Source organism: Rhodoferax sp. RT4P68 (assembly GCF_056521305.1).
This window is the reverse complement of sequence record NZ_JBWMBB010000017.1, coordinates 1-14,249: the sequence shown is the minus strand read 5'-3', so window position 1 is coordinate 14,249 and position 14,249 is coordinate 1. Positions and strand designations below refer to the sequence as shown.

Sequence of the window (14,249 nt, the reverse complement as noted above, 5' to 3'; positions counted from 1 at the left end):
TCAGTTTCAAATCTTGATGGCCACGCGCAAGGCAAATCGCTGCATTGCGCTGGGAGTGTCGCCGTTCGACAAGCGGGTGCGGCGGCGGCTTGGGTACCATGCCGTCCCCGCCACCCTCGCTTGAGCATGCCGTGCTGGTTCCTTCGCTGACCCCATCTTCCGACGCCGTGGCCACCGTGCAGCGGCAGGGCTACGCCGTGCTGGGCGCGGCGGCTGTCTGCGAGCTGGCAGGCTGCACTGCCGACGGGCTGCAGGTGCTGGAGCCCGGCTGGGCCGATCTGCCGCCCGACGGCTACCTGAAGGACGGCGGGCGCTACCGGCGGCGGCGGCATTCGTGCTTCGTCGTCGAGGGCGACACGCTGAACCAGGTGGCGCACCGCGCCCACTGGCAGCCGGTGGCCTACAACGCGCTGCACGGCGGCATGGAGCGCTGGTTCGAGCCCATGCACGGTAGCGACGTACTGCAGCCCGCCTGGGCGCAACTGTTGCTGGGCCTCGGTCGGCTGTGCAGCCAGCTGCGCGGCCAGCCCGGTGCGACTTGGTACGTGGAGGCGCACCAGTTCCGCATCGACACCACCGACGGCATCGGCCGCCCGACCCCCGAGGGCGCGCACCGCGACGGTGTGGACTTCGTCGCCGTGTTGCTGGTCGGGCGCCACGGCATCAAGGGCGGTGAGACCCGTGTTTTCGAGGCCGAAGGGCCGAACGGCCAGCGCTTCACGCTGACCGAGCCGTGGTCGCTGCTGTTCCTGGACGATGCGCGCGTGATCCACGAGTCCACGCCGATCCAGCCGCTGGAGCTGGGCGGGCACCGGGACACGCTGGTGCTGACGTTTCGGGCGGGCGGGTTTCAGGGCGTCTGACGCGGCGCGGCGATCACGCCTTGTAGTGGCGGATGCGCGGGCTATGGCGCATACAGTCAACGGCCGCAGTGACAGGCATTGCCGGTCATTTCCACTGTCGCCGTGCAACGGCGGGAAGGCATTCATGAAGGTTTTCATTACCGGTGCTGGCGGCTACATCGGCGGCAGCGTTGCAGCGCACCTGCGTGCGAAGGGGCATGCCGTGATGGGGCTGGTGCGCGACGGCGCCAAGGCAGCCGCGCTGCAGGCCACAGGCATCGAGCCTGTCATCGGCAGCCTGGACGACCACGCGGTGCTGACGCGCGCTGCGCGCGAAGCAGATGGCGTGGTCAACGCAGCGAATGCGGACCATCTGCCGTCCGTGCAGGTGTTGCTGGAGGCGCTGGCCGGCACCGGCAAGCCGCTGCTGCACACCAGCGGCTCCAGTGTGGTGGGCGACGATGCGCGGGGCAACGCGGTGTCGCCAACGGTCTTCGATGAGGACACACCCTTCGTCGTGCAGCCGCTCAAGCAGGCGCGCCACGCGCTGAACCAGGCCGTGCTGGGTGCGGCGGCAAACGGCGTGCGCAGCGTGGTCGTGTGCCCGACGCTGATCTACGGGCAGGGGCGCGGCCTGAATCCGCACAGCATTCAGATCCCGTTCCTGGCCGAGCAGGCGCGTCTGCAAGGCTCGGTGCGCGTGGTGGGGAGTGGGCTGAACCGCTGGTCCACCGTGCACGTCGACGACCTGTCAGACCTGTACCTGCTGGCGCTGGAGAAGGCGGCGCCGGGTTCGTTCTTCTTCGCGGAGAACGGGGAGTCGTCGTTTGCCGAGATCGGCCAGGCGATCGCGCTGCGACTGGGATTCGGGCCGGTGACCGCTGTGCCGGCCGAAGCCGCCGCTGCCGAGTGGGGCGAAGCCAAGGCGTTCTACACCTTCGGCAGCAACAGCCGGGTGCGCGCCAGGCGTGCCCGATTGGAACTCGGCTGGACGCCGCGCCACGGCTCGGCACTGGCCTGGATCCGCGACGAAATGCCTCGTTGAACCAGACCCCGAAGTAGCCGCACGTCGAACCTGCTCGACAGTGGGAACGGCCGCCGGCGCCCGCGGGGCGGCCAGCGCGCTGAGTGCGGCGCGGCGGCGCGCAGGTCACGCTGTGGGCGCCCGCACGGCGCGCCCCAGCTTGCGCCGCGCCGAGCTGGCCACCGCCTGCACCAGCTGCACGACGAAGGCACGTGCCAGCGGCGGCAGGGTGCGGCCTTCCAGTGACAGCGCCTGCAGCCGGCGCTGCTGCAGCATCGGGTCGGCAAAAGGCCTTGTCACGACGGTGCCGGCCTCGATCAGGTGCGCCACGGTCAACTGGCCGGACAACAGGATGTCGCCGTCGCGCAGCACCGTCAGCATCACCGACGAGAAGTTGCTTGCGAATACGGGCTGGTAGCGCAGTCCCTCGGCGCTGCACGCCAGGTCGAACAGCTGGCGCGCGGTGACGCCCCGGTTGCCCAGCAGCAGCGGATGGCGCACCACGTCGGCCAACGCCAGCACCCGTGCACGGGCCAGTACATGACCAGGGCGCATCACGGCGAGCACCGGCGCGGCAGCCGAGTGCTCGACGCGCAGGCCGGGCTCGGGCGCGACGACGTATTTCAGGCCGATGTCGGCATCGCCTTTCAGCACAAGCTGGCTGACCTCGTCTGGCGCGCCGACGTGCAGCTCGATCTGGCTGGCCGGGTGCGCGGCCTGGAAGGCGCGCATCAGAGCCGGCATGAAGCCGCTGGCAAAGCCCTCGGTGCAGCACACGCGCACGCGGCCGGCGGCCTGGTCGCCGAGATGGCGAACCTGCTCGAGCACGTGTTCGGCGTCCAGCACCGCATTGCCCAGGTGCGCGGCCAGGCGCTGGCCCGCAGCGGTCAACGTCATGCCACGCGATTGGCGCTGGAACAGGGGTGTGCCGAGCGTGTCTTCCAGCTTGACGATCTGGCGGCTGACGGCCGACGATGCGACGAACAGCCGCGCCGCCGCCTGGTTGACGGAGCCACTGCGCGCCACCTCCAGGAAATGGCGCATGGGAATGCTGAGGAAGTACGGTGCCATGGATCTCGCCTGTTGCCTTTGAGGCAATGCTAGCCTGCTAAAACGGTGCTGGAAGCAATATCCATCTGGCTTTGTACTTGCAGGTGTTGACCGACTCCATGAGCCATGACCATGACCACACGTGACCACGCACTTCAAACCGCCACTGCCTACTTCGACGACGGCCGTTTCTTCACCGATCTGGAGCGCCGCATCGCGCAGCGCACCGAAAGTGAGCCGGGCAGCGTGCCGCCCGCCCTGGAGGCCTACCTGCGCGACGAGCTGCAGCCGTGTCTGGAGCCGCTGGGATTCGCGTGCCGCGTTCTGCCCAACCCGGTGCCGGGCGCGGGGCCGTTCCTGATCGGGCGCCGTATCGAAGATCCGGATCTGCCGACGCTGTTGAGCTACGGCCATGGCGATGTGGTCAGCGGCCAGGACGCTCAGTGGCGCGAGGGTCTGTCGCCCTGGGCGCTGCGTGTGGAAGGCGAGCGCTGGTACGGACGTGGCAGCGCCGACAACAAGGGCCAGCACACGGTGGCTCTGGGCGCGCTGGCGGCGGTGCTGGCGGCCCGCCGGGGTCGGCTGGGCTTCAACCTGACCTGGCTGTTCGAGATGGGGGAAGAGGCTGGCTCTCCTGGTCTGGATCTGCTGTGCGCACAGGAGCGAGATGCATTGGGCGCAGACCTGTTTCTGGCCAGCGACGGGCCACGCGTGCAGGCGGGCCGGCCCACGCTGTTTCTGGGCTCGCGCGGTGCAGTGAATTTCAGCCTGCGTCTGGCCAGCCGGCCGCGCAGTTATCACTCGGGCAACTGGGGCGGCGTGTTGGCCAACCCGGCCACACGCGTCAGCCATGCGGTGGCCTCGCTGGTCGATGCGCGCGGTCGCATCCTGGTCGAAGCGTTGCGCCCGCCGCCACTCGATGACAAGCTGCGCGCCGCGCTGGCCGACATCACGATTGGCGGCGGCGCGGACGACCCGCAACTCAGCGCTGATTGGGGCGAGCCTGGGCTGTCGGCCGCCGAGCGGCTGGTGGGCTGGAACACCCTCGAGGTGCTGGCCCTGGGCGCTGGGTCGGCCACGCGGCCGGTGAACGCGATCCCGGGTGAGGCGGTGGCGCATTGCCAGTTGCGCTTCGTCGTCGGTACGCCCTGGCAAGACCTGGAACGCATCGTGCGCGCTCACTTGGATGCGCAGGGCTTTGCCGACGTGCAGCTGCAGGTCACCTTGACCGGCGCCGCCACGCGGCTGGATCTGCACAACCCCTGGGTCGACTGGGCGCTGGACTCACTGGCTCGCAGCAGTGGCCAGCGCGCCGACCTGTTGCCCAACCTGGCGGGCTCACTTCCCAATGAGATTTTCGCGGGCCAGTTGGGCCTGCCCACACTATGGGTGCCGCATTCCTACGCCGCCTGCGCCCAGCATGCGCCCAACGAGCACCTGCTGGCGCCCGTCGTGCGCGAAGGCCTGCAGACCATGGCCGGCCTGTACTGGGACCTTGGCGAGCCCGGGGCGCCCTGGGCTGCCGGCGCGCTCGCGGCTGCCAGCGCCTGACCGATCCACTTGTCAACCTAACGCCTCTACCACCATGCCACTGCTCACTTTTGCCCGTTCCGCCGCTCTCGTGCTGGCCTGCCTCGTCCCGTCCGTCCATGCCGATCCGGCCTGGCCAGCCCGTGCAGTCAAAGTCGTCGTACCGTTCCCGCCCGGCGGCGGCACCGACATCGTGGCCCGCGCCATGGGCCAGCAACTGGCAGGGCGGCTGGGCCAGCCGGTACTGGTGGACAACAAGCCCGGCGCGTCCACCATCATCGGCGCGGATGCCGTGGCCAAGGCCGCGCCCGACGGCTACACCTTGCTGCTGTCCGGTTCCACCACCTACAGCGTGAACCCGGCACTGCGGGCCAAGTTGCCCTATGACCCCCTGGTCGACCTGGTGCCGATCGCCATCGTGGCGCGCACGCCGCTGGTGCTGGTGGTGAGAGCGCAGTCACCCTACCAGTCGGTGCAGGATCTGGCTGCGGCGGCGCGCGCCCAGCCGCTGTCCATCCGCTACGCGAGCTTCGGCACGGGCTCGGCGCCGCACCTGACGGGCGAGCTGTTCGGGCTCGCCGTCGGCGCCAAACTGCAGGAGGTGCCCTACAAGGGCGGCGCCCAGAGCCTGCTGGCCGTCATCAGCGGCGAGGTCGAGATGAGCGTCGACACGGTGGCCACGGTGGCGCCGCACATCCGCTCGGGCAAGCTGCGCGCACTGGGCATCGTGGGCACCACCCGTTCGAGCTTGCTGCCCGAAGTCAAGACATTGGCCGAGCAGCAATTGCCCGATGCCACCTTCGATGCCTGGTACGGCCTGGCGTCGCCGGCCGGTACGCCCGCGCCCGTGCTGCAGCGCCTGGCGCACGAGGCCAGCGCGGTGATGGCCGATCCGGCCCTGCAGGCCCAGCTGCGCGCGCAGGGCTTGGAGCCCGTGATGATCGGCTCGGCCGCTTTCAAGGAGCAGATGGGTGCGGAGATCGCACGCTACCGGGCACTGGCGCACCGTGCCGGCATTGCGCCGCAGTAGCGCAGTCCGTCAACCGCTGCGACGTGCGCTGCCGCACGAAATTTCAGGCTTCCGGCGGGGGGCTGACGCCTAGCAACTCGTCGAGCTGGGTCAGCATGGCCTGGTCCTTCAGCACTGCACGCAGCCACAGATGCAGGGGCAGATCGCCCCAATGGGCGGCTTTGTCGGCCAGATAAGCCACAGGGCTGTGCGGCTCGGTGCGGCGAAAGAACTCGGCCACAGCACGCAGCTGCGCCAGGGCCTGGGCGCGGGTCTGGGGCGGGCCGGAAGTGGCGACGGATGCTTGAGTGGCGGCGGCACCACCCGGCACGGCTGCGGGGGCCGAAGACGCGCCGGGCGCGGTGTCGGAAGCGCTCAACCCGCGCTCGCGGATCAGGCGACGCGACAGGTGCAGGGTGTCTTGCAACGCATCACGCGCAGGCGCGAAGGCCGGGCCGTCGGCCACCCGTGCATCCACGGCTGTTTGCAGCCGGGCCAGCGCAGCCAGACATGCGTCCAGTGCATCGGGCAGAGACAGCAGGTGCTGGGCCGGGGTTTGCGCTAGCGCTTGTGCGATGCTCTCGTCCGTTGGCCCCTGGCCGGCGTCTGCGGCAGGCTTGCGGGCGCGAGCCGACTCGATCACGCGCCGTCCGCAGCGCAGCGCAGTGCCTAGCAACAGCGGCCCGGTCTGCGCCGCTTCTGCCACCTGCTGCAACAGCCACGTCAGGTTGCCCATGCGCTGCTCGACATCGTCTTCGTCCGGCAAAGGGTGCAGACCCTGCCAGTACTGGTCGCACAGGGAAGCGCAAAGACCGAGGCCCTGGGCCAGCCCGCTAAATCCATCGGTGCGGGCCTGCGCATCAGCCAGCCAGCCGGCCAGCCGCAGGTCTTTGGTGCGCGTGGTCAGCAGTTCGACGCACAGCGCCTGCACGGCCGGGAAATCGGCCGACTTCAAATCGCGCAGCCACTCACCCTGGTTCAGGCTGGGGTCGTCGGCGCGGCGCAGTTCGGTGATGCGATCGAACTCCGGCGAAAAGGACAGGTCGTCGCCGCAGGGGGAATCGGGGCGGATGGGGGAGAGGAGGGTTTCATTGTTCATGGCTGGTCTCATTGCCGGTTGGCGCTGCGGCCCACGCGGCGTCACGTCATTGCTGATACGTGCCTGGCTTGCCGGGCGGATCGAGGAAGACAGGCGCGCATGGCCACTTGTGGGCGGGCCAGCCGTTGCGCGCAGCCAGGCTTTGATGTCCGGAAGCAGACGGGGCGACAGTCCGGCGGGGCACTCGTGCTGGCAGAACCAGTCGGCCTCTTATTTGCCGATGACGGGCTTGGGTACGGCTTGGGTCAGCAAGCTCTCCAGGCAACATCGCGGCGCCAAGCTCCCGGGCGGCGGTATCTTCCACAGCCTTCTCAGTCTTTTGCGCGACGATAGCGTCCTCATACTCGCTGAACTTTTTTATCTCCCCATGCCGCACTGATGAGACCGTCAAGGTCAGGCTGCCGTTGCCGAGCGCTGCCGTCGAAAGTACCGCATAGCCGCGCGGCAGCATGCGCGGCAGGCCGTCCTGCAGCAGCTTGTGGGCGGTAGCAATGGTGCGTGGGTTGTCTGAATCCGAAAACGTGACGGTCACGGTGCGCGCCGGGTGTCCCGATGCTGCGGGCTCGCTCGCCGAAAATGAGTGGTTCGCCACCCGGGAGTAGGTGGATTTGACGCCCTGCTTGAGTGCGTCGCTAGTGCCGACGGGCATGCGCATCTCCACTTCCGCCGGCGCGCACCTAAAGGGCAACCTCATCCAGACGTCGCCCGTCAGCGGCGCTGCGTGGGTGTGCGAGGTCTTTGCAGCTGCCGCCTTGGTATCGGGCTCGACGTTCCAGGCTGGCGTATCGGCGTCCGTGTGCGTGCCGGCTTTCACGGGGGCCGTGTTGAAGACAGCCGTGGCCTTGCGTGGCGGCGTCGCTGTCACCGATGTCAGTCCGCCTTGAGTGTTCTGCTTCGTCTGGCTGTGGGCGAGGGTACCCACTTCAGCAACCCATCACGGCGTGACGGTCAACAGGCGCCACGGAGCCGGACTGTGTCGTGGAGAACAGACGCACCGGCAGGGCTTTGTATGGCATATCTGGCACGGGTGACCCGCTGATCGCGTTGCGCGCGATGAGCTGCTCGTTGGACAGTTTGGCCAGTGTGTCTGGGAGCACGGGCAACGCCGCTTTGCCTCTGGCCCCACCCAGAAACTCCTTGAACCCGCCCTTGGCCGTCCACGTTCCCGGCGTGGTGAAGGTGATGTCGCCGCCCTCCAGCACGATGGAGGAATCACCCCCGGTGAGTTCGATCTTCGTCTTGGCCAGGATGGTGATCTCGTCACCGACGCTCAGGATCTGGATCTCCTGGTCGGCCAGCAGGCTGAGCGTGTCGGTGTGCGCGCGCAGGGAGACGGGCCCTTCTGCGGCGCGGGCCTGGAGGCCGCCCTGGTGGGTGTACAGGCTGGTGGTGGCGCCGCTGACCTGGGAGGCAGTGTGGGCGGCGGCCAGGTGGATGTCGCCCTGGGCGACGGTGGTGAGGTCTTGCCCTGCGTAGTGGGCGATGCCGGCATCGCTGAGTTGCGCCAGCGCGGCCGGGGTGTCCAGCACCAGCACGGGCTGGGCGAAAGCGGGGACGGCGGTGGTGGGTTCGCGGCCACCGGCGGGGTCGTACCGGGCGTCCTGGCCGTTCATGGGGGCGTCGAGCTTGCCTTGCTGGGCCGGGTCGATCTGGGTGAGCAGGTTCGGTACGGTCTGGCCATCGTCGTGCGCGCTCTGTGGCGCCGCCCCTGCCGCCTGCGCGGCACCGGACAGCCGCTGGCCAAGGTCACGCGCGGCCTGCAGTTGGGCGACTGCTTCTGGCACGTCCATCTGGTTGCCCTGGGCCGAGCCGTAGGTGCCGGCCCGCGCCGTGGTGGACAACAGCATCCCTTGCCCGGCCCGCAGTGCCGCCCAGCCTTGCGTGTTGGCCTCGAAGCCGGCTCCCCTCCAGGCGCCACGCTTGGCACTGGTGTCCTGCGCGATCAGGTGCCCCAGCCCGAGCTCGGCCGCCGTCCAGCTGCAGTGCAGGCGCTGGCGCAGCTGGCCGGTGGCGTCGTCCAGCACCCACTGGTTGAAGCCGGCCCCGTCCAGCGCCGTGCTGTGCCAGCCGCTGATGACGCCGGGGTGGTCGATGCCCGAATCGACACCGGCGGCCAGCGGCGGCGTGTCCTGCCCGTTGTACTGCGCGCCCATGACGACGGGACGGTCGATGTCGCCGTCCTCGAAGGTGACGGCCACTTCGGCGCCGATGCGCAAGGGGAGCACGGCGCCCCAGTCGGCTCCCGCCCAGGGCAGGGCCACGCGGACCCAGGTGCCGGCGGCGTTCGCCGGGGCGTCCCCGCTGGCGTCCTGCCAGGGGAAGCGGATGTGCACGCGGTGGTTGCGGTCCAGCTCGACGGCGACATCGCCACCGCTCTGGGCGGGGGTGCTGGCCACGACGGTGGCGGTTTGCAGGCCCAGCACCTGCGGGCGCGGCCAGTGGCGTGGGCGCAGCGGGGTGGCGGTGGGGGCGCAGTGGATGTGGTTGGTGTAGCTGCCGCGTTCCAGGTCGGCATCGGGGGAGTTCCCACCCGCCAAGTTCCCACCCGCCAGACTCCCACCCGACAGCAGCGCGGCGATGCCGGGGCCCAGGTTGTTGGCGCACTGGTGTTCCACGGCCAGCACGGTGTAGGCGCCATCGGCATCGGGGTGCTCGACCAGGTCGAAGGACGCGCCGGCGGCCAGGTGGCGGGCACTGCCCTGGGCCTCGATGCGCACGGTGCCCAGGGTCAGGCAGGCGAGGGCACGTTCGGCGGCGGCCTGGGCGGCGGCAGGGTCGGCATAGCGCATGGCCCCCGAGCCGTCGTAGACCTCCAGCACCGGTAGGGCGCCCAGCGGGGCCGTGCTGTCCAACCCGGTCAGGCCGGACAGGCGCTGGTGGTCCCACGATCCCAGCGTGACGGCGTTGGCCTGCACCTGGTGCTGGACCATGAAGGCCGTCAGGCTGTCGCGCTGGCCGGGCAGGTTGGCCGTGACGTGGCGGCCGGTGAAACGCAGCGGGCCGAGGGCAGGCACGGCAGCCTCCGCATCGAAGATCACCAGGACGTGGCGGGCGTGGCCGGCCGCATCGGCTTCCTTGGCGAGAGAGCCCTCCAGGTGCTCGAAGCGATACAGCAAGCCTTCCTCGGCCAGCAGCCGGTGCAGGAAGGCCAGGTCGGTCTCGCGGTACTGGGTGCAGCGCGGGCGCACCGGCAGGGGCGCGGCCAGCTCGAAGCGCCAGTGCGCATGCGGATGGTGGTCGGCGAACAGCGTCTCCAGGATCTGGTCCACCCCAAGATCATGGAACATCCGCGTGTTGCGCCGCAGTCCCAGGGCGCTCAGCCAGGGGCGCAGTTCCAGCTGGTAGCGGGCCAGGCCGCCGTCCGCGCCCAACTGGGATGCGCGGTGCACATAGGCATGCCAGGGCCGCTCGCTGCCATCGGGCTGCAACAACCACAGCGACACCTGCTCGCCCAGCAGATCCGCCAGCGGCAGATGGGCCGAGGGCGACAGGCACTGCAACGAGATCTCGAACGGCTGGCCCAGGGCTTCACGCAGCCGCATGCGCTCGGGGACCAGGGACAACCAGGGCAGGCTGCTGCGCATCTGCAGCAGGCGGCCTTGTTGGTGAAGCAGTGGGGGGCGGCCATCAACGTACGCCGCTATGCCGGAGCGCTCAGCTGGGAGAGCGTTCATACGCGGTCCTGGCTAGGGCAAAGTGATCGTGACATTGGCCACCTGCGTGGGCATGCCCACGATCTGGTGGTACGGCGCCAAGTCGGAATCGGTCTGACGCGCAAGGGTCCACTGCAGGCCTGCATACGCCACAAGTCCTAGGAAGGCAAACACCGAGCCCAGCACCCACAGTGGCACTTCGTTGCGCAGTGTATTGAGGATCTGGTCTGGCGGTGCCCAGTGCGGGGCAAAACTGACGCGCTTGCCTTTGATGTGGGCAATCTCATCACCGAGGCGGGCAGTCAGATAGTGCAGCTTTTCCGAGCCGTCAAGCGCGTACTGCCCCCGGAATCCCAACCGTAGGCACATATGAATGACCTCGAGCACTTGAACCCTCGGCGGTACAGCACTGCGTTGTTGCTCCAAGTGTTGAAAGAAGCGTTCACCGGCCAGTTGCTCGCCAAACAGTTCAAGCTGCAACGGACAACGCTCCCAATCGTCGCGCGCAGGGGAAGAAATTGCCAACATGGTCTCGTCGATCAGCGCACAGTAGGCAAATTTGCACGCGTGGACATCTTCGGCCGTGGCGTTCATCGCCAGCGCGCCGCGTTCGAATTCGCTCAAGACGGCGCGGATACGGTCTTTGAAATCTTTTGCGTGTGACGGTCGGTGGCCGTTGTTGAGCATGAAAACTACAAACAAGCCTTCGTACATCAAGTCCAAGAGCGAGCGGGCCTCGCGCACCGCGATCAGTGGAGTTCGGACGCCCCGACGGGCTGGGGTGGCTTGCGAAGTCGGCAGCAACGATGGGGCATTCATGGCGAACAGGCGTATGTAAGACGCAATGTGAGGCGTAAGTGGAATCAGTGGTTCAGCGCGTACAGCTCGAGTTCCAGCTCGGCAATACCAGCCGGTGCATAGATCGTGACGCTTTGAGACTGAAGCATCCGCTCGTACAAGGGGCTACGGGCATCGAGTTCGAAGTAGTAGTTGCCAGGGCGCACTGGGATTGCTGCAGGCACTTGCGGCAAGTGTGTGATGCGAATACCGCCCATCGCCGAGAGCACAAGCTTCTCCACATCGTCCGGAGCACCGGCTTTCAGCCGTACTGGAACGATGCTCACGAGTTCGGAGGGCGGCAGCGCCGCCTTAACCCCGAGCACGAGCGTTGTCTGCGCTGTGATCTTGTCGGTCTCGAGCACGCCGCTGTAGAACGAGGGCTTGTCCATCCGCAGCGCAATTGAGAAGTACCGGGTCGAGATGACCGTTTCAAGCAAGGTATGCAGCATGGTTTCGAGCCGCCCGAAAGCTTCACCGGGGTGCAGGTGGTGGTAGCTGGGTAGATCGGCCAAGGTGAAATTCTTGCTAAACGTCATCAATGCGCCGGCGAGCTGAAGAAGCTGCTGGAACAACCGTTCGGGATGCAGGCCTTGGTGGTGGTGGAAGTGGGACAGCGCGCTGAACGCGCTGCTGGCCGTATGCAGCAGCCAAAAAGACGCGATATCGCCAGAACGGAACTCAATGACATGGCGCGAGGGTTCGCGGTGGAAGCCGTGTAGCGCGCTCACCTTGGCCTGCAAGATGTCGAGAATGCGACGCAGCATGGATTGCAGTGCGTGGCTCGCATCGATCGACGTGCACGGGGGTATGAACCGTGTGTCTAACCCGACTCGACCAGTGGCCGTGCGCTTGATGCGACAGAGCGGAAGGCTCACCAAATGATCGCGTGGTTCGTCGTTAGGCAGTATTCGGGCAACACGGTGCAAAGTTGAGACCTCGCCCTCTGTGGCCTGTGTATACAGGTCAGGCACCACCTGATTCTTCTGAGTGAAGCGGACCGCGCCGTCGCCTGCTCTCTCGTCTGCAGCAAAATTGCTGCCGGTCTTGCGGAGTAGTGCGAGCGCAACGTGGTAGGTCATCTCTGTGACTCCGGGATCGCTGTTTTGAAGCGAGATCGCATCTGGTAGCGGATCGTCCTGTGGAGCATTGAAGATCTCACCATCCTGGAAGATGGCCTGCAGCTGCTCAATTCGCAGCACGCCGTTAGCCAGCGCTTCCGTATCAATCACGAGTTTGCGTACACCCCACGCGTATGGATGTAGGCTGCTCGCCATGTCGGCCAGACGACATTCGTGATAGGCATCTTGTTGCTGGAAGTGTTGGGGACGCAGAAATAGACCTTCTCCCCACAGAACTTTTGATGCTCGAAACATGCGTCTTCCTATGCTGATGGGTGCTGGTGACTAGCGGCAGGTCGTGCCGGCGAGCCGGAGCGCTTCCGGCGGGCTCCCGACCGGAAGTCCTTGGGCAACGCTGAGTGCGCACCGGTGGGCGCCAAGCGTGATCCCCTGCGTAGCCGTTTGACGCGTGTCGAACACGAAGCGCCAACGATACTCTTCGGGTGCTGCGAAAAGTGCGACCACTGCCAAGTGGGTCGTACCGGTGGGAAGACTCTCCTCGACCTCATAGCGCTGGCCGGGAAGCAAGATCACTTCTCGCGATGAAAGCACCTCCGGGCTTTGCAGTTGCGTCTGGGTAAAGGCGGCGTATCCGAGCTGCATGAAGTGCTCGTAGCCTTTGAGCTTGTAGAACTTGACTACCACTGACAACGCTCTGTCCGAGGTGTTGTTGTTCAATTGTTCACCTGCATGCAGGCGCACCGTCATGGTTGTGGGTGGAGCGAGCTTGGCTACAGCCTCTCGTGCAGCTTTGATCTCCGCAGGCACTTCAACTGCCTCCAGTCCTACCAACTTAAGCGCCTGTTCGATCATCCCACCCTGAGCGGGTCTGGTTCCACACCCCGTGAGTAAGCCAACGAGCAGCAGCACTGACGCAGCGTAGAGCCACCGTGTGTACGGAAACCGTGAACAGAATGTGTGGCACTTGGCGACGCCCGATGCGTGTGAGCGCGTGCGGCAAGCGACGCGGCCGAAACGGGTTATGCAATGCATGCGGCTCTGGAAGTGACGTGTGTGAGTGACGTAAAAGATGCATACAGATCGTCTATCGAACTGTTACACGAATACTAACATAGTGGTTGTAGACAAAACACAAAATTCGTGTGACTTATTCACTATGTATACGACTCAACAATGGAGTCATAATGGCAGCCATGAAGTTGAGTCGCACACCTATGACGTGTTTGGTTACAAGGCCAAGTTGCAGTGCAAGGGCCCCACTCCGGTTGGCGCGTAGCGCGACAGCCGCAATGCTCATTCTCGCGCTGGTTGGTTGTACGACCGCACCGGCAAAAGTTGAGGAGGCAAAACCGCTTGCCCCTTCCGTAGAGCCAATCGGGGAGTATCTGAGTCGCGCACAGGCTCTGGAGGCCAGCGAGGCCGGCCGGGGCCAGGCGCGTCAGATCTACCGGTCGGCCGCCAAGGCTTATCCGGCAGACAAACGCCCTTGGTTGCGCCTTGCACAAAGTTACTTCGATGCGCGTGACTATGGCAATGCCGTCTTGGCGGCTGAGGAAGTCGTGCAGCGCGATTCAAGCGATGTCACTGCGCAAAGCTTGTTGGCTGTCAGCGGTCTGCGAATTTCAACGGCTGCGCTCTCCACACTGCGCAGTCCCAGCGAGTTGAACTCGTCAACGCGTCAAGAGGCAGAAGGCATGGCGCAAAACCTGCGCTCGATACTTGGAGAGCCGGTTCTGGTCCCGCAGGCCATCGACGCAGAACTGCATCAGCGCCCCAGGGCTGCCGTGAAACCGCGCGCGAAGTTGCGCACTGCGCCGCCACCTGCTGCGCCTGTGTCGCCGGTTGTGTCTGGCGCGCCGGGCGCGACGCCGAAACCATCAGCATCGTCCAGCCCGTTTGGTGCCTTGAATTAATTTGACCTCATACAACCGATTGGAACAGGAGTCATTAATGGCCAAGAAAGACAGCGTGCACAAGAAGCTCGAGAGGGTTCGTCCGCCGCGCGTGTGCGCATTTCAGCGATCGTGGACGCCTGTTTCAGGCTGATCGTGGACGGCGTTTCAGCGCCATCGTGGACGCGCGGGGGTTGCGCGCAAGCGAGGTGTTCAATGTATCTCAGTCGT

Annotated in this window: 12 protein-coding genes; 5 read left to right on the top strand and 7 right to left on the bottom strand. The window is 66.4% G+C overall.

Going from position 1 to position 14,249, the window contains the following annotated elements:
• The first annotated feature begins 98 nt into the window (after positions 1–98).
• Positions 99–863, top strand: coding sequence for a 2OG-Fe dioxygenase family protein (locus AC099J_RS27780; protein WP_479618549.1), 765 nt, complete (start codon positions 99–101; stop codon positions 861–863).
• A 124-nt stretch (positions 864–987) separates the two neighbouring features.
• The gene (locus tag AC099J_RS27775; protein WP_479618548.1) at positions 988–1,887 is read left to right on the top strand and encodes an NAD-dependent epimerase/dehydratase family protein; all 900 of its coding nucleotides are present in this window, start codon (positions 988–990) and stop codon (positions 1,885–1,887) included.
• A 105-nt stretch (positions 1,888–1,992) separates the two neighbouring features.
• On the opposite strand, the gene AC099J_RS27770 is transcribed toward AC099J_RS27775, so the two are convergent.
• The gene (locus tag AC099J_RS27770; protein WP_479618547.1) at positions 1,993–2,937 is read right to left on the bottom strand and encodes a LysR family transcriptional regulator; all 945 of its coding nucleotides are present in this window, start codon (positions 2,935–2,937) and stop codon (positions 1,993–1,995) included.
• Positions 2,938–3,048: 111 nt separating this feature from the next.
• Between AC099J_RS27770 and AC099J_RS27765 the strand changes: the two genes are divergently transcribed.
• Positions 3,049–4,467 carry a M20 family metallopeptidase gene (locus tag AC099J_RS27765; RefSeq protein ID WP_479618546.1) on the top strand — a complete coding sequence of 473 codons (1,419 nt, stop codon included), beginning with the start codon at positions 3,049–3,051 and terminating at the stop codon, positions 4,465–4,467.
• Positions 4,468–4,501: 34 nt separating this feature from the next.
• A complete protein-coding gene (locus AC099J_RS27760) occupies positions 4,502–5,476 on the top strand; it encodes a Bug family tripartite tricarboxylate transporter substrate binding protein (RefSeq protein ID WP_479618545.1) in 975 nt (324 codons plus the stop codon).
• A 43-nt stretch (positions 5,477–5,519) separates the two neighbouring features.
• Here AC099J_RS27760 and tssA read toward each other — a convergent pair whose 3' ends face one another.
• The 6 genes from tssA to tssJ all read right to left on the bottom strand — a co-directional run bounded on the left by tssA (position 5,520) and on the right by tssJ (position 13,158).
• A complete protein-coding gene (tssA, locus tag AC099J_RS27755) occupies positions 5,520–6,554 on the bottom strand; it encodes a type VI secretion system protein TssA (protein ID WP_479618544.1) in 1,035 nt (344 codons plus the stop codon).
• A 46-nt stretch (positions 6,555–6,600) separates the two neighbouring features.
• Entirely contained in the window at positions 6,601–7,368 is a 768-nt protein-coding gene (locus AC099J_RS27750) for a hypothetical protein (protein ID WP_479618543.1), read from the bottom strand.
• Between the two features lie 109 nt (positions 7,369–7,477).
• A complete protein-coding gene (locus AC099J_RS27745; protein WP_479618542.1) occupies positions 7,478–10,228 on the bottom strand; it encodes a type VI secretion system Vgr family protein in 2,751 nt (916 codons plus the stop codon).
• Between the two features lie 12 nt (positions 10,229–10,240).
• Positions 10,241–11,026, bottom strand: coding sequence for a DotU family type IV/VI secretion system protein (locus AC099J_RS27740; protein ID WP_479618541.1), 786 nt, complete (start codon positions 11,024–11,026; stop codon positions 10,241–10,243).
• A 44-nt stretch (positions 11,027–11,070) separates the two neighbouring features.
• Entirely contained in the window at positions 11,071–12,420 is a 1,350-nt protein-coding gene (tssK, locus tag AC099J_RS27735) for a type VI secretion system baseplate subunit TssK (RefSeq protein WP_479618540.1), read from the bottom strand.
• Between the two features lie 30 nt (positions 12,421–12,450).
• On the bottom strand, positions 12,451–13,158 hold the full coding sequence (gene tssJ / locus AC099J_RS27730) for a type VI secretion system lipoprotein TssJ (protein WP_479618539.1): 708 nt from the start codon (positions 13,156–13,158) through the stop codon (positions 12,451–12,453).
• 257 nt (positions 13,159–13,415) lie between these two features.
• On the opposite strand from tssJ, the gene AC099J_RS27725 reads away from it, so the two are divergent.
• Complete coding sequence (locus AC099J_RS27725; protein WP_479618538.1) at positions 13,416–14,039, top strand: hypothetical protein; 624 nt, start codon at positions 13,416–13,418, stop codon at positions 14,037–14,039.
• The last annotated feature ends 210 nt before the right edge of the window (positions 14,040–14,249 follow it).